The following is a 24416-nucleotide window of genomic DNA, read 5'->3' on the forward strand; positions in this document are numbered from 1 at the left end:
AATCGGCTAAGCAATTCGTTTTACCCGGTAGGCGAGAACGGCAATATCCGAGAATGTTGAAATGTTCAAAGAATAGGTACCCTGTTAAAAGTAAAAATGCCGTTCACCTTAAGTGAACGGCATTAGGCAGATGCCGGTTTTTTATTTTTAACTACATGCGTTATTCTTATTAAGTTATTTGTAATATTCAATAAGATAATAACGAATATTTATTAAAGTGAGCTTAAACGCAATTTATTGAAAAACCTCATCTATTGCAATCACTTCAACATTTTTAGACGGCAGTGTTAGCTTGTAACTTTCAATGATTTTATCTGTCGCTAAAAGCTCTGCTGGCTTATCACTGTTATATGTTAACGGTGATACTTGTTCAGACAACAAACGTTGCTTCATGTCTTTACCATCGTCTGAAATGAAAACATAATGAATATCATCTGTTTGTAAGTTTTCTTTGATAACACGATTAACATCATCTAATGATAGTTTTGCAAATTGATCGCGAACGTACTTAACAAACTCTTCTGTTTGATAAAACTCACTATCAAGTGCATAACCTAACTGTTGATCTTGGCTGGCCACTAATTGCGGTGCATAGTTCGTTAAGTAATTACGTGTTGCTTGAAAGTCTTTTTCGCTCATGCCCTTTTCAATCAAGTTGTCCAATTCATACAAAGCGGCACGCGTTGCGAAATGAGCATCATTATTTGAACGTAAAGGACGTAACCACACTTGAAAAATTTGACTAGAACGACCTAAATTTGCATCAGGTTTAGTTTGGTACATCCCTCGTGGAAAATATTCAATATAAGAATAATCTCCATAGTTCATACCACGCGCTTGACGAATTTGTTGATACAAGTAGCTGTTAGAACTACGATGTTCACCAAAGTATGAACGCACTAACCAAAGTGCCGCCCAGTCTTTATCACTGCGTATAGTATCAATGGGAAAACCAAAAGATACCGCTGTAGATTGCGCACTTTTTTCTATAATTGTCGCATGATGACCTTTTAAAACGGGTGCTTTAGCAATTGTTAAGCGCTTTTCATCACCGACGGGTAAAGTCGCTAAATCTGTCATTAATTGTGCTTTTAAAGCACTAGGCATAGCGCCAGTTATACCTAAGTTTAATTTTGCTTGGGTAAGTTGGGTGTTGTAGAATGCTTTAACATCTTCAAGAGTAATTGCGGCTAAGTCAGACAAATCACCACTATTGTAGTTTTCGTAAACATGCCCTTGATAAAGTTCGCTATAAAGCACCTCTTTACCTAATTCTTCATCATTAGAAGATTTAAGACCTGATTTAATACCGTCAACAAGCTCTTTTTTCAGACGCTTAAAATCGTCTTCACGCCATCCTGGATTCAATAATTGATCGCTAATAAGTTCGTACCACTGAGTAGTATTATCTTTATGCACCCGGCCAGTAAATGACATCATTTCTTTATCAAGCTGCGACGAAAAACGTCCAGCTAAAGGGTATAAACCTTTCTTAATATCTTGATAGCTTTTTGTTGCCGAGCCGCCTTGAGTTAACATACGAGCGGTTAAAGCCGCTACCCCTTTTTTACCGGCTGGATCTGCTGCAGCACCGGTATAAAATAAGAAGTTAACATCAATCAACGGTGAGTCATTGGTCTTATCTAATACCGCAAACTGTGGAGTACTCGGCTGCGAATTTTTCATGACTATTTTTGCAACGGCGCCATTTAAGTCAACTTCTTGTTCGAAGTCGGCAATCTCATCTAATGCTGATAAAGTCACTGTTGTGCGGTTTTCATCAATAAAGTATTCATTAGCAATACGTTGAATATCTTCAGCTGTAATATTGTCAAAGCTATTATAGAGGTGATTAATCGTTTCGGGATCGCGGTCAAAATGCATATAACTCGCCAATGTTGAAGCGATAGACTCTGATGAATCTAAACTATTAACAAAACTATATTTTAAGTTAGACTTTAAGTTATCAAGTTTTTCTGAAGAAACGAGCTCAGTTCTTACTTGTGCGTAAGTACGGTTTACTGCATCACGAACCGTTGCTAGGTCTTTTTCATCATTCACTTTGATAAATACGTGACGTAAGCCAGCATCTTTTGTTTCAGGGTTGTAGTTAAACATTTGGCTAGCCAACTGCTTATCAACAACGAGTTCTTGATACAATGCTGAGTTATTGGAAAAATACAATTCAGAAATTAAATCTAAAGCCGCGCGATCTTTTTTCTTGGGTTGCCAATCAGCACCTTTATAAGAAACGAGTAACCAGTGACCCGGTAAGCCATCGAATTTTTCATGAACATATTTCGCAGCTTCCTGTTTTGGCTCAGGTGCTATAGTGCTAACAAAATCACCTTTTTGCCAATTTCCCCAATGCTTCTCGACCATGGCCATTGTTGCTTCTGGTTCAACATCACCGACAATTACTAAAGAAACGTATTCTGGCTTATAGAATTGTTTAAAGAACTGTTCACCATATGCAACTTGATCAGGCATTGCTTCTACATCTTCAAAGAAGCCCATAGTGGTATGCTTATAAGTATGAGTATCGAATGCTTCTTTTCGCACCGCCGCTAACAACTTTCGAGTTGGACTAGCATTATTTTTTAAATACTCACCTTTTACCGTTAAGGCTTCTGTTTTAAATTGTGCTTCGGTGTACTTTAGGTTTTTAAAGTGATCCGCTTGAATCTCTAATACTTTATCTAAATGATCTTTAGAAAAATCTAAATGATAGTTAGTATAATCGTTGGTGGTGTAAGCACCGTTATCAACACCGGCATTTTTAAATAAATCGGCATAAACAGCTTGTGGAAATTTTTCTGAACCTTTAAACATCATATGTTCAAAGAAGTGGGCAAAACCTGTTTTACCTACTTCATTTTCATCACGAGAACCTACAGAAACGGGGATTTGTACTGAAACAAGATCTGGATAGTCTGTTTTTACCACTAAGACACGTAAACCATTAGCCAACTCTTTGAACAAGTATTTTTGGCTAAAGACTTTGTTTGCACTCTCTTGGCTTGATTGCTGTGACATACTATTGCCAGAGTCGTTGCTGGTTGCCATACAGGCGGATAACGTTAAACTTGCAGCTATGACAGCCGCTAAATATTTCTTTTTCATCATAGTTCCCTTTATTTTTATTGCTGTATTTTATGTAACTCTGAGAAATTTTTCATTAAATTTTTGAGGATAAGCCACGACATCATGTAACAAAATAAGTACGGGTCATAAATAAAGAAATAAAATGGGAAGGCAATTATTTTATAACCAATTAACGTTTCTAAAATATCTTCTCAAGTCGGCTCAAATAACAAACCCAATAATATTATCGGGTTTGTCTTCATAAATAGGTATGGAGTAAAACATTTTTTCTTGTGCTTATGAAAAAACTCTCTGATTCGACGTTCACGCATACTATAGATATATGAGCGATAGTGTCATTAGTAGATATTAGCTCTCACCTCCATGACGAGAATGTAAATACAGATTAATCGTTAATAAAGATAAAAGAACCAACCAAATATGGGAATAGCTATAGGTAAAACAATCAAGATGCCCACACTTCGATAGACTTTAGCTTTAAAAAACACACGACTCACCGATGGCATATCTTTCCTTGAAATAGTTAAGCCAAAAAATGGCTTTAACAATGGTAGCCGACGAATAGCTTCATAACTAATAACACATATAGATAATGTTCCTACCAAAACCAGCACTGCTTCTACAGCTCCGCCAAGCTCGAATGGGCTGAGTAATGAACCAATACAGATAATCAACGTTTGATGTAAAATATATACGGGATATACCGCAGGATTAAGGTATTGAATCACCTTGTTTTCTTTATTTAGGTAAGTATAGGCATAGCCAAATATACTCACTAACCACAACCACTTATTCGCTGCTGACGCTAAACTAAAAATAATTTCCATTTGACTATTTATAGCAACACTTTCATCCAAATAAATAGTTTGATAGCGATAAATAAGAAGCATATAACTAATAGCAGCAAGCCCTAATGCTAGCTTTCTTACTTTCTGCATTGCTAACCACCAGCCTTTCTGATTTGCAATTAAGAAACCCGTAATAAAGAAGGTAAAGCCTGTGGCCTGGCGTAATCTATCACCTTCGAGTTGTTTAAAAACAAAATAGTCAAGTGCAAACAGTATAAGCAAAGGGATAATTAACACACTGTACTGGCCAACTGCATCGCTATACTTTTTAACCGCTTTTGATATTACAGGTAAATACAGTAAGGGTTGAAGAACTATCAGCACCAAAGTAAAAGCCCATAACTCTCTTAAATACCATAAATGATTAACATCGATATGTGGCAATATTCCCGATTTATATTTATCAAAAATGGGGTTGTCTAAATCGAAAAAGATTTGCCAAAATTGCCAGAAAGTTAATTCCATATCGCTATTAAATTTCATTTCAAAATACAGTTGTGGCGGTACTATAAATAGAATACCAAAGGTTAAAGGTAGTAATAAACGTATGGTTCTACTTGTTAAGAAATTACCTATGGATAGTTTTTGCAGGAGAAAATAAGATGCAATACCTGAAATCATCCATATTAATGCCATACGCCATGGTTGAACCACTAGCATAAGGTTTGCCAAAAAATTGCTTTGGTAATTACTTTTGATATGCCACTCCCACCCAGCAACATAAAGCATGCATGTGTGATATAAAATTAATAGTCCAAACGCAAAAACTCTAAGGTGATCTATATCGAATCGTCGGTTATTATTGCTCTCTAAATTTATGTTCATAAGTCAGCCTTTGCGATTTTAAGAAGACTATTTAATCAATTCACAGTAAATTCATCAACACCTAAGTGATTGAATCTACTGTTTTTGTGATAAGAGGCAAGCTGATGTGATAAGATTTTATGCATCACTTTTAAGGAATTTTTAATTTGCTACACCCGTTATATGAAAAGTATCAAAAACACCTTGAAGTATCATATTGGTTACTTATTGGTACGATTACAGCACTGGTCAATAGCTTCTCAGTGCTTGACGATTATAAGCGCCGAGGGTTGTCTATTGAGCGATGGCAGCCATTTGTTTGGGAGTTTTCTAGCCAAATTTCAATATTTATTTTGATTCCTATACTGTTTTATATAGACAAAAAACATCCAATTAATATTAGTAAAATTAAACAAAGTCTTTTATTACACCTTCCGCTTTCTATAGCCTTCTCTGTATTACATGTTTATCTAATGATAGCTTTACGACACTTTTATTATTATTTCAGTCAAAGCACTTATGATTTTGGAGACTGGTCAGTAGAACTGATTTATGAATATCGCAAGGATTTAGGCAGCTATATTTCAATCTTAGCTACATTTTATATCTATAGATTCATTATCAGCCGACTACATAATGAAGCAAGAGAAATAGAGGTTGGTGAAGGTCCACAAGGCTCAATTTATGTAGAAAGATTAATTGTAAAAAAAATAGGTAAAGAATTTATTATTAGGGTGAGCGATATTGCTTGGGTCGAAGCATCAGGCAACTATATGAATTTGCATATTGGTGAGAGTTGTTATCCAATTAGAACGACAATGGCTGATTTGGAAAAAAGGTTAGATCCACATCAATTTGTAAGAATTCATCGTTCTACAATGGTAAATTTGGACTTAGTTAAAGAAATTATCGCGTTAGAAACAGGTGATTTTTTATTAACACTAAATAATGGGCGTCAACTGAAGTTATCACGGCGTTATCGTGATGAGGTAAATACTCGGCTCGCTGGGTAGTGGGATTAACTATGCCACCCATGGTTAACTAATGCGATTAACTGCGATTAACTATGCCGATTAACTATGCCACCCATAATAATGGCCAAGTTCTTTGCACACTTAAATAGGTATTATGTTTATTTTGTGGAGTAAAACTAATCGGAGTTAATCAATTTATCTATTTCAATCATATTGTCTAATATGAGGTCAACGACCTAAAGGCTCACGCTGTGCGTAAAATAACTTAATGCGTTATTTTTTCTGGTACCTACTTGTATCTAGATTAACTCCTTTGGTCACTTTGTAAGAACTTTGAAATGGTTCGATATAATAGATTCATATCTACAGGCTTAGGGATACAGTCATTCATTCCGTTTGCTAGGTAGTGTTCTACATCACCTTTCATTACGTTTGCGGTGAATGCAATTATGGGCTTATTAAATTGCTTATTCCTGAGTTCATTACTTGCTGTAACGCCATCCATTTCTGGCATTTGAATATCCATCAACACGATATCAGGGGAAAAATTAAAGGCTAAGTCTACGGCTTCTCTACCATTATTTACACAGTGTAATAATGCATGAGTCGGCTTTAACATGGCACAAATTATTTTTTGATTAATTCTATTATCTTCTGCAATTAATATTCTTTTATTTGACCAGTCTGGTGCTAAGTCGTTACTGATAATTTTTGGATTTTTAGCTGCCACTAAAGGTGAGATAATAGATCTAGATTTAATTGTAAAAATGAATGTTGACCCTTCCCCTTTTTTACTGGTGACCGTTAAGTTACCTCCCATTAATGTTGCTAAGCGTTTTGCAATTGATAGACCTAACCCAGTTCCACCAAACTTCCTAGTTATCGATGCGTCTGCTTGGCTAAAGTTTTGGAAAAGATTGTTGATTTCTTCTGTGCTCATACCTATACCTGTATCAACCACTTCTGAAGTTAGGTATGACACTCCATTGATGCTCTTTTGAGTAATATAAACATTAATGGCGCCAGTATCAGTAAACTTAGTTGCATTGGTTACAAGATTAAGTAATACCTGATAAAAACGAGTAGGGTCACCTGTCCACAACGTATTTTTACTGGTTTTATTGATGAAATTGAGCGATATACCTTTCATATCTATATCTAACTCTACGTTTGAGTAGATTGAATCTAGAATAGGCTGTAGTTCAAATTCGATATTTTCAATATCTAATTTATTTGCTTCGATTTTTGAAAAATCTAAAATATCATTCAAAATTCTTAATAAATTTTTGGCTGAAAAAATGGCGGTGTCGATCAGGGTGTTTTGTTTTTCGTTGGGATGTTCTAAACGCAATAACTGCATCACCCCCAAAACACCATTCATAGGGGTTCTTATTTCATGAGACATATTAGCTAGAAACTGCGATTTTATTTCACTAGCTTCTTCTGCTTTAATTTTTTCAGCTTCGTAAGCCTTTGTTCTTAATTTAACTTGTTTATCTAACTCAGTTAATGATTGTTGATACTGAGAAGACATGAATGTCAGCACAATATATAAATTTGTCGCGACAAAAATAGTGGTACCCAACATGAGTAACCATGCATTAACAGAAGTGTGATACTCATCAGCATTGACTATATAAGTAAGATGGCCGGTAATATAAGCAATACCAATAGACGTAATAATGATAAATCCAACGGCAATACTAATTAATGCCGAAATACGATCAAAAAGTAGACTGCATAAAGCAGTGTACATAATCATCAGTAATATCCCCGCACCAAATAAGCCAAATTGAATCATGCCGCCAATTGCTAATAATAGAAAACAACTAGTAATGAAATAAGCTTTAAATTTGTAGAAGACTTGCTTACGAAAAAAAAATATAGCTGCTGAAATAAAGTACATACTAATTTGAATGCCCATTATGGGCTGGAAACCAATATTAGAAATTCTAAGAAGAGAGCTAATTAAGGCCGGAGTAGAAAATATTATAAACACTAATAGTAATCGATTAGCCAGATGACTATTAATTTCCATACTCGGTGTGTTTAACATTAATTGACGGCCTTAATAAAGAATCTTTTATATATGTGAACAATATTAACTTAATTGTATTTGTGTATAGCCATTTAAGCAAAATTTGAAGTAATGTTTAAATTACTATGCCCCCATAATAACAATAAATAATGATGATAAGCCATTTCTTGTCTTTTTAGCTTATAACAATACCTATTGATAAGGTAAAGCGAGTTTCTATAGTCCTTTATCGCAACTACTTTCTTAAAACATCAAATGATAGCCGAGTTAAACCCACCACTCTAAAATAGTAGTAAGGTTACGTCTTATTCATAAAGAGCGTTATGCGCTATTCAAGCAAGCCTGAGCATTCGCTATACCATGTGTTCGCTGCAAACCAACATGTTCACTAAATTCACATAAATGCTCAGCAGTACCGACAGCACCTGTCAAGATAGTTTCAAAATCCGTCGTAAGTTTTAGCCAACTTTTATCATTGATGTGTAACCTCGCGAGGATATTTACCGTGGTCGTGTCAATGGCGCCACGTTTATCACGCAGGAGGCGTCCTGTTTCATCAACCAGTGTTAAGTAATCTTGTAAGCTAAAATAAATACCAGCGCCAGTTGATTTTTGATGGGTTTCATTGTCCGTAAAGGGTAATAAGCAGGTCGGTTGCTCACCGGTTATAGCCGCTTTAATGCGTCGTTGAATACTGGTGAAGTCAGACTGCTCTGGGGTAACCGCAATACCTGCTCGTATAGGGTTTAAATCAACATATGCCATACACGACAGTAACGCCCCTTCATCAAGCAGTGCTTGTGATTTAAAGCGCCCTTCCCAAAAATGTCCGGTACATTGGTCTTCTCGGTTAGCTTGTCGGGCTATCGGCTCGTTCAATGAGCGCATAAACCAACTGATATCAATTAAACGCTGCTTATAAATCTCAGCCGTACTTTCAACCGTCGCTAATTGAAACTTATCAAGCGGTTGTTTGTTCAAATATTTTTGAGTTAATAAGGTCCCTTTGAATAATTGATGCCAACGTTGCAATACCTCATCGGTTGACCAGCGCTCTATTGGCTCACTATCGACATGCAAGACAATATGTAAATGATTATGCATGACAGCATAAGCACAGATATCTATCGAAAATACCTCAGATAATGTAAATAATCGCTTTTCAATCCATCTGCGTCGATGCTCAAAACTGACACCCGTCTCCTTATCTACGCCACACAAAAAAGCCTTGCGTACCGTTCGACTGCAAATGTGATAATAAGGTGTATCCAATAAACTAATTTGTTGTGAACGAGGCTTAGGCATAACAATCACCCGACTGAATAAAGATAACTTAAGTCTAGTTTATTGAACGAAACCTGCATAAGTTATTATGGGTGGCCTATTAGGAAGGAATAAGCGTCTCGAACAAAAACTGCATAAGTTATTATGGGGGGCTATTAAGAGATTTTGTGACTATTTTGTGAGTGAACGCTATTCGAAAAAGCAAACATTTAAATGTTTCGTCTTGCACAACAGCAAGCCAGTCAGAGGAAAAATAGATACTCTAACTGGCATTTACAGCAACCAATAGTAATGCATTTTGGGCTATTTTACTTCAATTAACACTTCGTTGTGGCGAAGCCATGGGATAGTGAAAGGACCATTGTAGGCTGCGTTAATAGGCTCGCTAACTGCGGTATAGCCGTTTTTCGCAATCCAGTTATTAAGGATTTGGGTTTGTGTTTCAACATTACTATCACTGAGTAGCCCGCTGAACTTTATCACCACGACTTTGTAATCCTTTACTTCTGTTATCCATACGTCTGGATTGGTTGGCTTAGGGGTGCTTTGTATCGTAAAGTCGGCAGGCATTACAAATGACATTACTTGTTGTTCTGATCGCTCTTTCATAAACACCGGAGCGGTCATAGTGATTTTGGTCCCCTTAGATAATGCCTCTGATTCATCCATCAGTACAGGTGCTGTCATGGCTATTTCTGTGGCGCCTTCATTCTCACCAGTAATGTATCTGAACAGATTCCTAAAAGCACCGTTCATTCCGTCGGATGACATGTCGGAGGACACTAGCACTATCGATTCATAGTTACGCACTTCAATTTTCTGTGCCTGATCAGATTTCAATAGTGTATAAGGCGCGTTTTCAACTCCACTTTCTCCAAACACGGAGCAACCGGCCAAAATCAGTGGAACAAGAAGTGCGAAAAGTAATTTCATAGAGTTTCCTTGAGGTCTTATAAAACAGTGTTTATCACTGTTTTCATTTTTTTATTAAGACTAAATACGTAAAACTGGGAAATTAGTTCAATTCAACATTAAATTTTATCTTCAATAAAACCTGTTGATTGCAGTTGACTAGTACTGAATTACAAGAAAGCCGATATCGGCTCACTTTTCTAACCGTAATAAATAAAAAGGCGAATCATTGCTGATTCGCCTTTTTAAATTTTTCAAACTTAATTAAACTTTCACAAACTTAATTAACAGATGACAACAAAAAACTAGTCTTGATAACTTTCAATTGGAGGACATGAACAAATTAAGTTACGGTCTCCGTATACATCATCGATGCGATTAACTGTTGGCCAAAATTTATTTTTGGCTGCAGCAGGAACGGGGAATACCGCTTCTTTAATAGAATAACCACGTTCCCAAGTATCAGTAATATCCGCTAACGTATGAGGAGCATTATGTAATGGGTTGTCGTCACTTGACCATTCACCCGATTCAACTTTACGTACTTCGTCGCGAATAGAAACCATGGCTTCAACAAAACGGTCAAGTTCAACTTTTGACTCAGATTCTGTAGGTTCAATCATGAAAGTACCCGCTACTGGGAACGACATCGTAGGTGCATGGAAACCATAATCAATTAAGCGTTTTGCTATATCAACTTCACTAATACCTGATGTGGCTTTAAGTGGACGTAAATCGATAATACATTCATGAGCAACACGACCATTTTTTCCTGCGTATAAAAGTGGGTAATGTTGGCTTAATTTTTTAGCTAAATAATTAGCATTAGTAATAGCATATTTAGTCGCATCTGTTACGCCCTGCTTACCTAGCATTGCACAGTAAAGGTAAGAGATACATAAAATACCCGCACTACCAAATGGTGCTGCTGCAACGGCTCCATTGCCTTTAGTACTTTCATTAACGTTAATTAATGCATGATCAGGCAAAAATGGTGCAAGGTGTGCTTTAACGCCGATAGGTCCCATACCTGGGCCACCGCCACCGTGTGGAATAGCAAACGTTTTATGCAAGTTTAGGTGAGAAACGTCAGCGCCAATATAGCCTGGCGACGTTACGCCTACTTGTGCGTTCATGTTTGCACCGTCAAGATAAACTTGACCGCCATGTTCGTGAACGATGTTACAAATTTCTGCTACTGTTGTTTCATATACACCGTGCGTTGACGGGTATGTGATCATAATACAGGCAAGATTGTCGGCCATTTCGCTTGCTTTAGTACGCAGGTCGTTCATGTCAACGTTACCTTCTTTATCACAAGCAACAACAACAACTTTCATACCAACCATTTGCGCAGACGCAGGGTTTGTACCGTGGGCAGAAGATGGAATTAAACAAATATTACGATGTGCATCGCCACGACTTTCATGATATTTAACAATCGCGATTAAACCCGCATACTCGCCTTGAGCACCAGAGTTAGGTTGCATTGAAATGTTGTCGTAACCCGTTAGTTCAACTAACCAATCGCCTAACTCGTCAATCATTTGCTTATAACCTTGAGCTTGGTCAATGGGTGCAAATGGGTGCATGTTAGCGAATTCAGGCCATGATACTGGGATCATTTGTGCTGTTGCATTTAACTTCATCGTACAAGAACCCAAAGAAATCATTGAATGGTTCAATGCTAAATCTTTGTTTTCTAATCTTTTGATATAACGAAGCATTTCTGTTTCGCTGTGGTATGAATTGAATACCGGGTGAGTCAATATTTCAGATTCACGTACTAATGCTGCAGGAATTGAAGAATGACCGCTACTGACTATTTTGTCGTCAAGGTCGCTAACGTCTAAACCATGGCCTGCGCCTAATAATATATCGAATAAACCAGCAATATCAGTACGAGTCGTTGTTTCATCTAGAGAAATACTAATTTGACCCGCAACATCAGTGCGGAAGTTAACACCTGCAGCTAGTGCGCGTGCAACGATTTCTTCTTTATTATCTAAATTGAACGTTAAGGTGTCAAAGTAGTTAGCATGAATAGCTGTTAAGCCTTTTGTGGCTGTACCTAAGCATAAAATATCTGCGAAACGATGAATACGATTAGCAATGATTTTCAAGCCCTTTGGACCATGATAGACCGCGTAAAACGCCGCCATGTTAGCTAAGAGTACTTGGGCAGTACAAATGTTTGAGTTAGCTTTTTCTCGGCGAATATGTTGTTCGCGAGTTTGCATTGCCATACGCAATGCAGCGTTACCACGGGTATCTTTAGAAACACCAATAATACGACCAGGCAATGAACGTTTGTATTTCTCAGAGGTAGTAAAAAATGCAGCGTGTGGTCCGCCGTAGCCCATTGGAACACCAAAACGTTGGCTTGAACCAATAACGGCATCGGCACCTAATTCACCCGGTGCTTTTAACATCACTAAACTCATGATATCGGCGGCAACCGCAACAATACCTTTGTTTGCGTGAATTTTTTCAATTAACTCACTAATGTCTGTAATTTCACCCGATGCACTTGGGTATTGTAGCAAAGCACCAAAAACATCATGGTCAGCGGCTTCATGAGCAGGAGCAACGATAACGTCAAAATCAAACATTTCTGCACGTTGTTTAACAACGTCGATAGTTTGTGGATAAACATCACTTGAGATAAAGAACAAGTTTGATTTTTTGTTTTTAGAAACACGTTTTGCTAATGCCATGGCTTCAGCAGCCGCAGTTCCTTCATCTAATAATGAAGCAGAAGCTAGTTCAAGACCGGTAAGGTCGATACACATTTGCTGGTAGTTTAATAATGATTCTAAACGACCTTGAGCAATTTCTGGTTGGTAAGGCGTGTAAGCAGTGTACCAGCCTGGATTTTCTAACACGTTACGCAAAATTACGTTCGGTGTTAATGTGCCGTAGTAACCTAAACCAATGTAGGTGTCGTTTACTTTGTTCAAGCTTGCAACCGCTTTTAAATCACTTAAGGCTTGCGCTTCTGTTTTACTTTCTTCAATCGCAGGCAATGCTGATAAACGAATATCACTTGGTACGATTTCATTGATAAGTGCGTCAACCGACTCTGCGCCAATGTCTTTTAACATCGCTTGAGTTTGTTCGGCATTAGGGCCAATGTGACGACGAATAAAGTCTTGAGTTTGCTCTAAATAAGCAAGTGATTTTGATTGAGTAGTCATAAAACAGCTTCTCTTAAGTGGGTAATTAATTTACTGGGTCTTTAGTTACGGCGTAACTAAAATAAAGCCCCAAACAAGCAGTTGGAGGCTTAATAACAGATTTCGTAAACAGCTAGCTTTTTGGTAAGGCGCTAAATTTATCAGTCTTATAAGCTTAATAAGCCTTTAGCTAAAGGCTATTAAGCAAGTGAGATTAGACGAGTATCAAAAGCAACGCAGCATAAAAGCTAAATGTGCCCGAAATTAGTCTTCGTCAATAGAATTCGCGTAACCTTCAGCATCTAATAAAGCATCTAACTCTGCTTCATCAGCTAACTGAACCTTGAATAACCAACCAGCGCCAAAAGCGTCTGAGTTAACTAATTCAGGAGAATCTTCTAAGTCTTCATTTACTTCAATAACTTTACCTGAAACGGGTGCGTAGATGTCTGAAGCTGCTTTTACAGATTCTGCTACTGCAACGTCGTCACCAGTACTGATTTCGTCATCAACATCAGGTAATTCAACAAATACCATGTCACCTAATAAGTCTTGTGCATGTTCAGTGATACCAACTGTAACTACGCCGTTACCTTCTTGACGTACCCATTCGTGTGATGTTGCATATTTTAGTTCTGAAGGAATGTTGCTCATTTTTTATTTTCCTGAGGTTAATTATTGTTTATCGTAAACTCAATTTCAATTGTCGCTATTGGCTAACAATTAAATACTATAGCTTAATTATTCTTCTATATTGGACAAGCGCAAATAGATTTACCCTCGACCAACATTGTCATTCTACTTGCTTTTAAAACAAATTTTTATGATTAAAAATTAATTAAAAAACTTTTTTGCCATTGCGAACAAAGCCAGCTTTGATCACTTTAACGTTAACTAATTTTTTACGCATTTCTACTTCAACAGTGTCGCCTAAGCTTACGCTGCGAGGAACACGAGCCATAGCAATACTATGACCTAATGTTGGCGAGAATGTACCTGAGGTAATAATACCTTCACCAAATGGCGTAATCACTTTTAAGCCAGTGCGTAATACGCCTTTTTCTTCAAAGACTAAACCAACAAGTTTAGGTTGGTCGCCAGCAGCTTTTTGGGCAGTTAATACTTCACGGCCAATAAAGTTACGATCTGTTGGTTCCCAGCTAATGGTCCATGCCATGTTAGCCGCTAATGGCGAAACAGTTTCGTCCATATCTAAACCATAAAGATTCATGCCTGCTTCTAAGCGCAAGGTATCACGAGCGCCTAGACCACAAGGTGCAACACCTGCGTCGAGTAATTTTTGCCATAAATCTGCTGCTTGGTCTTCTGGAACCACTATTTCATAACCATCTTCACCGGTATAACCCGTGGTGGCAATGAATAAATCGCCGGCTTGAACACCAAAGAATGGCTTCATACCTTCAACAGCTTGAGTTTGCTCTGGTGTTAATAGTGAAGCTACTTTAGCTTTAGCTTGAGGACCTTGCACGGCAATCATGCCAAATTCAGGACGTTCGGTAATTGTAATGTCGAAACCAGCCGATTGTTCATTCATCCACGCTAAATCTTTTACGCGCGTTGCTGAATTAACAACCAAACGATAATAAGTTTCAGTGAAGAAATAAATGATCAAATCATCAATAACACCACCTTCGTGATTGAGCATACCGGTATAAAGGGCTTTACCTTCAACGGTTAATTTTGCAACATCGTTGATCACTAAACGGCGTAAATATGCTTTGGCATCAACACCTTTAATATCAACAATGGTCATGTGTGAAACATCAAACATGCCGGCATCAGTTCGAACAGCATTATGCTCTTCTATTTGCGAGCCGTAGTTAATTGGCATTTCCCAGCCGTGAAAATCAACTAGTTTTGCGCCAGCTTCAATATGCTTAGCATGTAATACGGTTTTATTAGTCATCGTATGTATTCCACTTTAATTGTTGAATTCACCATTAAGCCAAGCTTAAAGGTAGTATATTTACAAAATAATTGGCCAGATTATAGCCGCGCAAAGCAACCTATTCAACTAAAAACAAAGAAAACAGTCAACAATGCAAATTTTAAACCAGATAAATATTTTAATCCAAATTTAATTTTTAAAACCACATGTTTTGAAAATTATAATCAGTTTTACTTCGTAAAAAAATAGAATCTTGGGTTTTTATTTTGTGTTTTTTACTGACATTTTTTTTCAGGAAAACTTATTAATTTAAAAGCTAATAATATCAAAAGGAAGGAGGAATATTAGGACGTTTATAAAATTATTTTTCATCGATTAACCATACACTTAAAAGACAATCATTAGATAAGTTTTATAAAACAGAGCAAACGTTATTACAAGCTCTTACAGTCATGTCAAAAGCGTTTGCTTAAATGCTCAAAGCAACGTTAATTTTAAAATAACTTGTCTTTGAGTTTTGCAAGTTTAGGTAAATCACTTTTCAAACCCAATGCTTGTTTAATTAAGACTTGCTTAACGGGCTTTAAGTTATTAATTAAAGACAAACCCAGACCTCTCAACAATTTTATAGCGCCTTGTTGAGGCGTAAACACTTGTTTAATTGACTCCATTGCTGCAACCATTTCGGTTGCTTCGGCTTTACGCCAACGTGAATATTCATTTAACAAACGAGTGGTTAACCAAGCATCATTAGGGGATTTTTGTTGGGTTATTTTGTCATTAATAATTTGCGCCAATGATACCGCGTCAAGTAAACCTAAATTAACGCCCTGGCCTGCTAATGGATGAATGGTATGAGCAGCGTCACCAACCAAAGCAATACGCTCTTGAACGAAGCTTTGGGCGATACGCATAGTTAGCGGATGAGTAAAACGTTTACTCTGCAGTTCAATATTCCCTAATTTTCCATCACTTGCTGCTGTTAACGCTTTTGAAAACTCTGCTGGAGTTAAGCCATTTAAACGAATTGCATCTTCGGGGGATGTAGACCAAACAATCGAGCATAAGTCTTGCGTTCCAAGAGCGTCGTTAAGTGGCAGTAGCGCTAGAGGGCCAGTTTCTAGAAAAACTTGCCATGCGGTATTTTGGTGTCCTTGTGAACATTTTACCGTAGCAACAATAGCGTGATGATCATAATCACGAAAAGTTAAGGGGAACGCCATTTGACGTCTAACCCAAGAATTTGCGCCATCGGCACCAACCACTAATTTAGCGGTTATTGGCATAGGATTACCGTTAGTTGATGTAAAACTAACAAAAGCTTCACTCTCACCAATACTTATATTACTTAAGGTATTTTCAGTATAAAAAATTATACCTTGATCTGCTTGTGCTTTTTGCCAAAGGCTCTGACGTATAACGCTATTTTCAACGATCCAACCTAGCTGTTCATTGGCTGAGGTATCGGCTAAATCGTCACAAGAAAAAAGTAACTTGCCAAAGCCAGCTTTATCCCAAACATGCATATCAGTATAAGCTTGAATACGTTTTTGTTGAATTAATGGCCAAACATCAAGATTATCAAAAATTTGTTTACTGGCGACATTAAGCGCACTAACTCGAACATCAGGCTGTTCTGGTAATTCATCCGGCGGTGAAGTGTCAACAATAGCAACGGTTAACTGTGTTTGCTGACGTAGCGCTAAAGCTAAGGTTAAGCCCACCATGCCGCCGCCAACAATTAATACATCAAATTTTTGCATGTTATTCTTCTTAATTTTAAAATGGCTTTACGTTAGGTTAACTGGGTATTTTTAGTTACCTTGGTTTCACCCTTAATAACCCATCGTTTTTCTAACGAGGCGACTTTTTAATGGTGATAAATAATTCATGACTTTCAAACCAACATTACGACCTATAACTAAAGGGGGCAATTTATTTGAAAAAAGTGTCACTAACGAATCGGTTAAACCAATGACTTGCTGATGATCTAACTTTCGTTGCGAGGCATAATGACTTAACAGAGAAAATTGTCCAATGTCTTGATTGTTATTTAAGGCTACTTTGATCAGCTCCACCATTTGCTTAACATCTCTTACACCCAAATTAAAACCTTGTCCGGCAATAGGGTGAATAGTGTGAGAAGCATTACCAATAAGTGCCATCCGATGAAAAACCTGTTCATCTGCCATTAATAATTTAAGCGAATAAACATCGCGCTTACCCACTTGGGTTATTGCGCCAAGCCAACTACCAAAAGCATTTTCAAGTTCATCTTGGAATTGTTTATCGCTAAGTGCTAGCATTTTATCTGCTTGTTCAGGCGGTAATGTCCATACCAAAGAACAACGACTATCACTTGTTGCGCTCCCCTGTTTTGACAGTGGTAACATCGCAATAGGACCAGTATCAGTAAAGCGTTCAAAAGCCAAATTGTTGTGGGCAATCGCCGTACTTACATTGGTAATAAGTGCCGATTGACCGTAGTGAGACTCTTGCACAGCAATGTTAGCAAATTTTCGACAGGCTGAATGAACACCATCACAGGCTAATAGTAATTTCGCGCTAAGCTTTGCTGTTGAATTAAGCGTCAGTTCAACCTGCTCTTTTTGCCAAGTAATATCGGTTATTTTATCGGGAGTGAACCAAGTGATATTACCTGTTATTTTGTTTTTCTCTTTTAAACTGCTTAATAATGCTTGCCCAAGCAATGACATTTCAACAACAAAGCCGAGTGCATTAACTTGATGATGCTCAGCATAAAGTCGAGCTTTACCGTAGAAGCCTCGATCAGAGATATGAATATTTTTAATAGGCTCGGCTAGATGCTTTAATTGTTGCCAAACGCCTAAACGTTCTAAATAGGTTGCTGTGCCATGTGAAAGCGCTAACACACGATCGTCAAAAGTTAATCTTGGATCTTCTAATACCGGATTAGCTTCAACAATGGCAATAGACAGTGGCTGACCCTGTTGTTTTTTGCAGTCGATCAAACTCAGTGCCATTAATGCACCAGATAAACCACCACCAGAAATTACGATATCGAATTCTTTTTTCATAGTTAATTTTTAGCTATTTAATACAGTCGCTTAAGATAAAGCGTTAAAGTGAAATGCTAAGTTCATTGCCAATTCATCATTGAACTGTGAAATAAAACATTGATTAATGATTGCTGCCTGAATTTAAATACGTAAATCTATGATGACAAGTTCATATGGCAATGTGAATTGACGATAAAAAAGTCAGTTAATTATTCGCAGTCATTAGTTGTTCAATCTCAGCAATTGATTTTGGCGCATTTACCGTTAAGTTTTCATGACCTTGATCAGTTACTGCTATATTATCTTCAATTCTTATTGCTATACCGCGCCACTTTTTATCAACACTATAATCATCAAGTGGAATATAGATGCCCGGCTCTATGGTCATCACCATACCTTGTTCAAACGCTCGACATTGCTCGCGTTTATCATTTGACTGATAATCACCAACGTCATGAACATCTAAACCCAACCAGTGCCCTAAACCATGAATAAAATACTTTTTACAGGCTTTGTCCTCGATTAACAGAGCTAAATTCCCAGACAATATACCTAAACGATGTAAACCTGAAGTTAGGAAGTTATTCACTAAAACATTAAGCTCGGCAAAGGTTGCGTGTGGCTTTATTGCATCAATCGCTAAGTTCTGTGCATCTAGCACGAGTTGATAGACTTCTCGTTGTGCTAATGTGAACTTGCCATTTGCAGGAAAGGTGCGAGTAATGTCAGCCGCATAGCCGCTAAGTTCACCACCGGCGTCAATCAACACCAATTCATTATTTTTCAGTACGTCATCATTGTTAGTGTAATGTAAAATATTGCCATTATCACCACAGGCAACGATACTGCCATAAGCTGGGTGCCTTGCACCATTACTGGCAAATTCATGCAATATTTCCGCTTCTAATTGGTATTCAAATTTACCAATCGCTGACTGTTTCATCGCTCTGGCATGAGCCGCACCGCTAATAATATTTACTTGACGCATAATATCGAGTTCGCCGGCACTTTTGATTAAACGCATTTCTTCAATAATATTTCGACAATCAACCAGTAGTGTCGGTGCTTTTACGCCAAGGCGGCTTTGCGCTTTAACCGCTGACAACCATGCATATATTTGGCTATCTAAGCGGGTACTTTTTCCTTGGCAAAACAATAAGTGACTTTTATCCGCAATATAATCAGGGAGGTATTGATCTATTTCGGTTAGTGGAAAACATTCATCTACACCATAATGCTCTACCGCTAACATTTGTCCTACTCGCCTACCGTGCCAGACTTCTTGAAGGGCATTTTTCTCAAGGTTAAATAAAATACTTTGTTGATTTTCTTCTCCCTTATCAGCAGATTTAATCAGCACTAAAACAGCATCAGGTTCGTTATATCCCGTTAGATAATAAAAACTTTTATCTTGGCAAAAAGCATATTCGGTATCGTTGCTACGCGTGACTTCTTGTGCAGCGGAAAATATCGCAATAGAATTTTCTGGCATCGAAGCAAAAAATTGAGCACGACGTTGGATGAATTCGGCCAAAGGTAATAAAGTATTTTTAACTAAAGTTGATGTATTCATGACTTAATCTTTTTTTAGTGGATAGTATCTTCTGCACTTTTACTTTCTGGCGGTGAGCCGAGCTCGGTAAAACACAATAAAGCAGAAATTCTGACATATTCAGCTATTTCAAAATAGGCTTGCTCGGTATCTTCGTCTTCTTCCATTTCGTCAGACAAATTAGAGATTTCAGCAAAATCAATAAGGACTTCTTTAACGTCTTCTGATAATACCGCTTTGTTTTTTTGTTGTAGGCCGAATCCTAAATTGAAGCCTTGTACCCAAACACTTAAGGCATGGCCACGTTCAACTATACTATCGTCATCATCGGGTAACGTTAATTGAAAACCATAAGAGTCATCAATAATGTCATGCCAAACTTTTGCAAACATTGATTTGACCAACGACTTAACCGCACGAGGTAAACCTTCGCCGTTGTTAAACAAGTCATTAATCATCACGATATAGTCCTCACTTTCAAAGGTAAAACCGGCACAAACTAAGCCAGTTAATACCCCATGTAATTCAGCGCCATGGACGGTAATACTTTCTGTTGTAAGAATTGCTTGCACTGAGGCAAAGTCTAAAGAGGTTTCGTTGGACATGTTTTAATCATCAATAAAATGCGTGAGTTAATGCAAGGTATCGTAACATTCACGCTTTTATGATGCTAGAGATTAAAAGGAGAAAACCCTAGAGAACGCTTGCATAGTGTACTGCTCATCGCTATAGTGCTCAGATATGTATATATTACTATTAATTAAGATGTTTTTGTGAGAATAAGCCTGTTATGAGTCAACACTCGGTTACCATTGAAGTTGCGAATAGAAGACTGAAGATTTCATGTCCTAGCGGGCAAGAGTCGTCTTTACTATTAGCCGCTGAAGAGTTAAACCAACGTTTGCTAACAGACAGTAAAACTTGTTCTATAAAGACACCTGAACAATCACTAGTAATGACTGCACTTAACTTATCTAATGATTTATTAGCTGCTCGTAAAGAAATTATCGATGAACGTGCTGCGCTGCAAAGTAAAATTGATTTACTACAAGCGACTATCAAACAAGCTGTAATTTCCGAATACCTCAAGAAAGCCTGATTTTTCAGCAACCTCTGTTCACTAAAAAAACAAACAAACTTAAGTTACAAAAAAACACTTAAATCGCTTTGAAAAATTAGCTATACTAATTTCGTCTTCTGGGGTGTTTGTATGTTAACTATGTCCCTGAGCCGATAAGTTTTAACTAAGGAAGTTGATTATTAACTATTGTGCAAGCCCGGCTCGTATCGGGAAGCCTACGGTTGAAATGATACCTCCGCCCTGAACACCCGGTGTTCAGGACTAAAGTCGACTGCGGCACCTTGGAAGCATCCTTTTTAAAACCATATTAGGTTTAAACATATTAGGCTTAGACCTGATATCCCCGCGCAGCACCTAACAACACCCAGTATTCAGGACTAAAGTCGACTGCGGCACCTTGGAAGCATCCTTTTTAAAATCATAATAGACATATTCGGTTTAAACATATTAGGCTTAAACCTGATACCTCCGCGCAGCACCTAATAACACCCGATTTATCAAATATTAGTCATAATGTTAAAGGTAAAATAAAGAATAAAAGGCTAACTTACTATATACTTAATAGACTTATCGTTATTAATTAGCTTACTTGTTTATATGCCTATAAAATACCTCTGTGTAATGCTGTTGCTAATGCTGAATACTTCATCAAGTATCGCTAAGCAACTTGTTGTTACTGAGATATTACCGCCCTACCAATTCTATCAAGAGAATACTGCGCTAAGTGGATTCTCCGTAGAAGTCATGCAGGAAATATTCAAAATTACCGGTGATGAAATTGATTTACAGGTATTCCCTTGGGCTAGAGCTTATAAAACCGCACTTAACCAACCCAATACTCTTATCTTTTCACTATCTCGCACCAAAGTTCGAGAAAATCTATTTATTTGGGGCGGTAAATTAATGAGAGAAGATATTTATGCTTGGTGTTTACAAGAAAAATTTAAAACACCCGTCACTGATATAGAGCAACTTAAAAAATATAAATTGGCGGTCACTAATTCGTCAAGTACCGCTCAATATTTTCAGCAAGAAGACTACCCCTTTATTTATACTGTCGTTTCACCAGAGCAAAGCTTACAGATGCTCTACCTTAATAGAGTTGATTTTATAACGGGGACAAAGAGCACCTTAGTGGCGCGAGCGAGTAAATTAAATTTAGAGGTAAGCAGACTAAAAAAAATTATACCTCTCTCAGTCGTTAATCATGACTTATATTTTGCTTTTAGTCTAAATAGCGATAAAAAGATTGTCACTAAATATACCAACGCTTATAAAATAATAGAGAAAAATGGCACTTTAGACAAACTGAGAAATAAGTGGCAAGTGCAGTAAACGCTACATACTTAGTAAATAATGACTAGTGCGCTTTACTTTTATCTAAAAAATCAATATAACAAAGACGAATTTTATCAGTTAGTTAATAACAATAGACAACATGACCCAAAATCATCTAGCAAACAAATCAAAAAAACCACAAGGGCAAGTTTATGCTGACACACCAGCGATCGGTATTTTTGACTCTGGCATTGGTGGTTTGTCGATTGCTAAGTGTATCCATCAGCATTTACCCAATGAAAATCTTATTTATGTGGCTGATAGTCAATTTGCACCTTATGGCGATAAGTCGTCAGCAGAAATCATTGAACGGGTAAATAAAATTGCTGACTGGTTGATTAGCCAACAGGTAAAAGCCATTGTTGTTGCCTGTAATACCGCAACAGTTAGCGCTATCGATCAACTGCGTTTGAGGGTTTCAATTCCAATTATTGGCGTTGAACCAGCGATAAAACCCGCTGCGTTGCACAGTAAAACAAAGAAGGTAGCCTTGTTAGTAACAGGGGCAACCGCAATAAATACTCGGTTTCTGTCTTTAGTGAACAAGCATAAAAATGGCGCTGAAATTTATATTCAGCCATGCCCTGGCTTAGTGGAGCTTATCGAGCAAGGCCTTCATGAAAGTGAACAGTGCCTTGAAATACTGCATACTTTTTTGCAACCTCTTGTGCAAAGTAATATAGATACCTTAGTCTTAGGTTGTACACATTACCCCTTTGTTCGTTCGCTTATACAAAGAATTGTTGGTGATAAAATTACCATCATGGAAACCGCTCAGCCCGTAACGGATCAACTTACTCGGCAACTGGCAAACCAAGGATTATTGGCAAGTACTCTATCTAGTTCGCAACAACACTTTTTTAGCTCTAAGGTATCTCAGCAACAAGCCAAATTGATGTCAGTACTTTTTGGTCAGAATGTTACCCTTCAGCAATTTCCTGCTCTATAAATGAACAATTAATAATTATTTTTAGCCGTTTAGCCATCTAGGCGTAAAAAAACTAGAAAATAGTTAATCTTGCAGTTAGAATAACTCCAATTCGAAAATATTTTAAACTATTACATTTTTCTGAGGTTATATGTCTACTCAATTTTTCACTTCTGAATCAGTTTCTGAAGGTCATCCGGATAAAATCGCCGATCAAATTTCTGATGCGGTACTTGATGCTATTATCGCTAAAGATAAGAATGCTCGTGTCGCTTGTGAAACTATGGTGAAAACTGGTGTAGCTATTATTTCAGGTGAAGTTTCTACCACGGCATGGGTTGATCTAGAAGCGATTACCCGTAATGTTATCAGTAATATTGGCTATACTTCGTCTGACGTTGGTTTTGATGGTGAAACTTGTGGCATTATGAATTTAATTGGTCAGCAATCACCTGAGATTGCCCAAGGTGTTGACCGAGCAAACCCTGAAGATCAAGGTGCTGGTGACCAGGGATTAATGTTTGGTTATGCGACCAATGAAACTGAAACGTTAATGCCTGCGCCAATATTTTATTCTCATCGTTTAGTAGAGCGTCAAGCTGAAGTCCGTAAATCAGGGGTCTTACCTTGGTTGCGTCCTGATGCTAAATCTCAAGTCACTTTTATTTATGAAGATAATAAGCCAGTAGCGATTGACGCGGTTGTTTTATCAACTCAACATAATCCAGAGATTTCTCAAGAAGATTTGCACGAAGCGGTGATGGAAAATATTATCAAAGCTGTGTTACCTGCCGAGTTATTAACTAAAGATACTAAATACTTTATTAATCCTACTGGCCGTTTTGTTATTGGTGGTCCGGTAGGTGATTGTGGTTTAACGGGTCGTAAAATTATTGTTGATACCTATGGCGGCATGGCTCGTCATGGTGGTGGTGCTTTCTCAGGAAAAGATCCATCAAAAGTTGATCGCAGTGCTGCTTATGCTGGTCGTTATGTAGCAAAAAACATCGTTGCGGCTGGTTTAGCTGACCGTTGTGAAATTCAAATTTCTTATGCCATTGGTATTGCTGAGCCAACGTCAATTTCAATTGAAACCTTTGGTACCGGTAAAGTCTCTGAAGCAAAATTAATTGAATTGGTAAGAGCACATTTTGATTTACGACCATACGGCATTACTAAGATGCTTGATTTGTTACACCCTATGTATCAGATGACAGCAGCTTACGGACATTTTGGTCGTGAACCTGTTGAAGTCACTGTTGGTGATGATACTTTTACTGCATTTACGTGGGAAAGAACTGATAAAGCTGACGCACTTAGAAAAGCTGCTGGTTTTTAGTTTTAACGACTAAACATCAAGGCTCCTAATAAAAAAGCGACTTAATAAGTCGCTTTTTTTATGTTCAAAGGGTAAATAGCAACCTAG

17 protein-coding genes and 1 other RNA gene are annotated in these 24416 nt (G+C 37.5%); 6 read left to right on the forward strand and 12 right to left on the reverse strand.

Annotated features, from left to right (window positions below; all coding sequences use genetic code 11):
* Positions 1–234: 234 nt before the first annotated feature.
* Both H4J69_RS13320 and H4J69_RS13325 read right to left on the reverse strand, forming a co-directional pair.
* The gene (locus H4J69_RS13320) at positions 235–3123 is read right to left on the reverse strand and encodes a pitrilysin family protein (RefSeq protein WP_182245127.1); all 2889 of its coding nucleotides are present in this window, start codon (positions 3121–3123) and stop codon (positions 235–237) included.
* 374 nt (positions 3124–3497) lie between these two features.
* Positions 3498–4778 (reverse strand): acyltransferase family protein, encoded by a 1281-nt coding sequence (locus tag H4J69_RS13325; protein WP_182245126.1) that lies wholly within the window; start codon positions 4776–4778, stop codon positions 3498–3500.
* A 146-nt stretch (positions 4779–4924) separates the two neighbouring features.
* On the opposite strand from H4J69_RS13325, the gene H4J69_RS13330 reads away from it, so the two are divergent.
* Positions 4925–5770 (forward strand): LytTR family DNA-binding domain-containing protein, encoded by an 846-nt coding sequence (locus H4J69_RS13330; RefSeq protein ID WP_182245125.1) that lies wholly within the window; start codon positions 4925–4927, stop codon positions 5768–5770.
* A gap of 265 nt (positions 5771–6035) precedes the next feature.
* Here the strand turns inward: H4J69_RS13330 and H4J69_RS13335 are convergent, their stop codons facing one another.
* The 10 genes from H4J69_RS13335 to H4J69_RS13380 all read right to left on the reverse strand — a co-directional run bounded on the left by H4J69_RS13335 (position 6036) and on the right by H4J69_RS13380 (position 20248).
* Positions 6036–7787, reverse strand: a complete 1752-nt coding sequence (locus tag H4J69_RS13335) for an ATP-binding protein (RefSeq protein WP_404842823.1) — start codon at positions 7785–7787, stop codon at positions 6036–6038.
* Positions 7788–8090: 303 nt separating this feature from the next.
* Complete coding sequence (locus H4J69_RS13340) at positions 8091–9074, reverse strand: transposase (RefSeq protein ID WP_182251973.1); 984 nt, start codon at positions 9072–9074, stop codon at positions 8091–8093.
* A 282-nt stretch (positions 9075–9356) separates the two neighbouring features.
* Positions 9357–9986, reverse strand: coding sequence for a heme-binding protein (locus tag H4J69_RS13345; RefSeq protein WP_182244979.1), 630 nt, complete (start codon positions 9984–9986; stop codon positions 9357–9359).
* Between the two features lie 284 nt (positions 9987–10270).
* Positions 10271–13162 (reverse strand): aminomethyl-transferring glycine dehydrogenase, encoded by a 2892-nt coding sequence (gene gcvP, locus H4J69_RS13350; protein ID WP_182244978.1) that lies wholly within the window; start codon positions 13160–13162, stop codon positions 10271–10273.
* 243 nt (positions 13163–13405) lie between these two features.
* A complete protein-coding gene (gene gcvH / locus H4J69_RS13355; protein ID WP_070374238.1) occupies positions 13406–13795 on the reverse strand; it encodes a glycine cleavage system protein GcvH in 390 nt (129 codons plus the stop codon).
* Between the two features lie 184 nt (positions 13796–13979).
* Positions 13980–15068 (reverse strand): glycine cleavage system aminomethyltransferase GcvT, encoded by a 1089-nt coding sequence (gene gcvT, locus H4J69_RS13360; RefSeq protein ID WP_182213933.1) that lies wholly within the window; start codon positions 15066–15068, stop codon positions 13980–13982.
* 476 nt (positions 15069–15544) lie between these two features.
* Positions 15545–16813: a UbiH/UbiF/VisC/COQ6 family ubiquinone biosynthesis hydroxylase gene (locus H4J69_RS13365; RefSeq protein ID WP_182222200.1), complete on the reverse strand. Its 1269-nt coding sequence runs from the start codon at positions 16811–16813 to the stop codon at positions 15545–15547.
* 72 nt (positions 16814–16885) lie between these two features.
* Positions 16886–18109, reverse strand: coding sequence for a 2-octaprenyl-6-methoxyphenyl hydroxylase (ubiH, locus tag H4J69_RS13370; protein WP_182222199.1), 1224 nt, complete (start codon positions 18107–18109; stop codon positions 16886–16888).
* Positions 18110–18296: 187 nt separating this feature from the next.
* Positions 18297–19664, reverse strand: coding sequence for a Xaa-Pro aminopeptidase (pepP, locus tag H4J69_RS13375; RefSeq protein WP_182244977.1), 1368 nt, complete (start codon positions 19662–19664; stop codon positions 18297–18299).
* A 14-nt stretch (positions 19665–19678) separates the two neighbouring features.
* On the reverse strand, positions 19679–20248 hold the full coding sequence (locus tag H4J69_RS13380) for a UPF0149 family protein (RefSeq protein ID WP_182244976.1): 570 nt from the start codon (positions 20246–20248) through the stop codon (positions 19679–19681).
* A gap of 185 nt (positions 20249–20433) precedes the next feature.
* On the opposite strand from H4J69_RS13380, the gene H4J69_RS13385 reads away from it, so the two are divergent.
* From H4J69_RS13385 to metK, 5 genes are all read left to right on the forward strand, one after another.
* The gene (locus tag H4J69_RS13385) at positions 20434–20742 is read left to right on the forward strand and encodes a cell division protein ZapA (protein ID WP_070374245.1); all 309 of its coding nucleotides are present in this window, start codon (positions 20434–20436) and stop codon (positions 20740–20742) included.
* Between the two features lie 92 nt (positions 20743–20834).
* Positions 20835–21016: non-coding RNA, 6S RNA (gene ssrS / locus H4J69_RS13390), on the forward strand.
* A 341-nt stretch (positions 21017–21357) separates the two neighbouring features.
* The gene (locus tag H4J69_RS13395; protein WP_182222196.1) at positions 21358–22059 is read left to right on the forward strand and encodes an ABC transporter substrate-binding protein; all 702 of its coding nucleotides are present in this window, start codon (positions 21358–21360) and stop codon (positions 22057–22059) included.
* A 103-nt stretch (positions 22060–22162) separates the two neighbouring features.
* On the forward strand, positions 22163–23011 hold the full coding sequence (murI, locus tag H4J69_RS13400) for a glutamate racemase (RefSeq protein ID WP_220467908.1): 849 nt from the start codon (positions 22163–22165) through the stop codon (positions 23009–23011).
* Between the two features lie 130 nt (positions 23012–23141).
* Positions 23142–24329, forward strand: a complete 1188-nt coding sequence (metK, locus tag H4J69_RS13405; protein ID WP_182213945.1) for a methionine adenosyltransferase — start codon at positions 23142–23144, stop codon at positions 24327–24329.
* Positions 24330–24416: the final 87 nt, after the last annotated feature.

Source organism: Colwellia sp. BRX10-9 (genome assembly GCF_014077405.1).
Classification (GTDB): domain Bacteria; phylum Pseudomonadota; class Gammaproteobacteria; order Enterobacterales; family Alteromonadaceae; genus Colwellia_A.

Bases quoted from the DNA above. Each gene is read 5' to 3' on its own strand.
- H4J69_RS13320 (WP_182245127.1), bottom strand. From the start codon at position 3,123: ATGAAAAAGAAATATTTAGCGGCTGTCATAGCTGCAAGTTTAACGTTA.
- H4J69_RS13325 (WP_182245126.1), bottom strand. From the start codon at position 4,778: ATGAACATAAATTTAGAGAGCAATAATAACCGACGATTCGATATAGAT.
- H4J69_RS13335 (WP_404842823.1), bottom strand. From the start codon at position 7,787: ATGTTAAACACACCGAGTATGGAAATTAATAGTCATCTGGCTAATCGA.
- H4J69_RS13340 (WP_182251973.1), bottom strand. From the start codon at position 9,074: ATGCCTAAGCCTCGTTCACAACAAATTAGTTTATTGGATACACCTTAT.
- H4J69_RS13345 (WP_182244979.1), bottom strand. From the start codon at position 9,986: ATGAAATTACTTTTCGCACTTCTTGTTCCACTGATTTTGGCCGGTTGC.
- gcvP (WP_182244978.1), bottom strand. From the start codon at position 13,162: ATGACTACTCAATCAAAATCACTTGCTTATTTAGAGCAAACTCAAGAC.
- gcvH (WP_070374238.1), bottom strand. From the start codon at position 13,795: ATGAGCAACATTCCTTCAGAACTAAAATATGCAACATCACACGAATGG.
- gcvT (WP_182213933.1), bottom strand. From the start codon at position 15,068: ATGACTAATAAAACCGTATTACATGCTAAGCATATTGAAGCTGGCGCA.
- H4J69_RS13365 (WP_182222200.1), bottom strand. From the start codon at position 16,813: ATGCAAAAATTTGATGTATTAATTGTTGGCGGCGGCATGGTGGGCTTA.
- ubiH (WP_182222199.1), bottom strand. From the start codon at position 18,109: ATGAAAAAAGAATTCGATATCGTAATTTCTGGTGGTGGTTTATCTGGT.
- pepP (WP_182244977.1), bottom strand. From the start codon at position 19,664: ATGAATACATCAACTTTAGTTAAAAATACTTTATTACCTTTGGCCGAA.
- H4J69_RS13380 (WP_182244976.1), bottom strand. From the start codon at position 20,248: ATGTCCAACGAAACCTCTTTAGACTTTGCCTCAGTGCAAGCAATTCTT.
- H4J69_RS13385 (WP_070374245.1), top strand. From the start codon at position 20,434: ATGAGTCAACACTCGGTTACCATTGAAGTTGCGAATAGAAGACTGAAG.
- H4J69_RS13395 (WP_182222196.1), top strand. From the start codon at position 21,358: ATGCTGAATACTTCATCAAGTATCGCTAAGCAACTTGTTGTTACTGAG.
- murI (WP_220467908.1), top strand. From the start codon at position 22,163: ATGACCCAAAATCATCTAGCAAACAAATCAAAAAAACCACAAGGGCAA.
- metK (WP_182213945.1), top strand. From the start codon at position 23,142: ATGTCTACTCAATTTTTCACTTCTGAATCAGTTTCTGAAGGTCATCCG.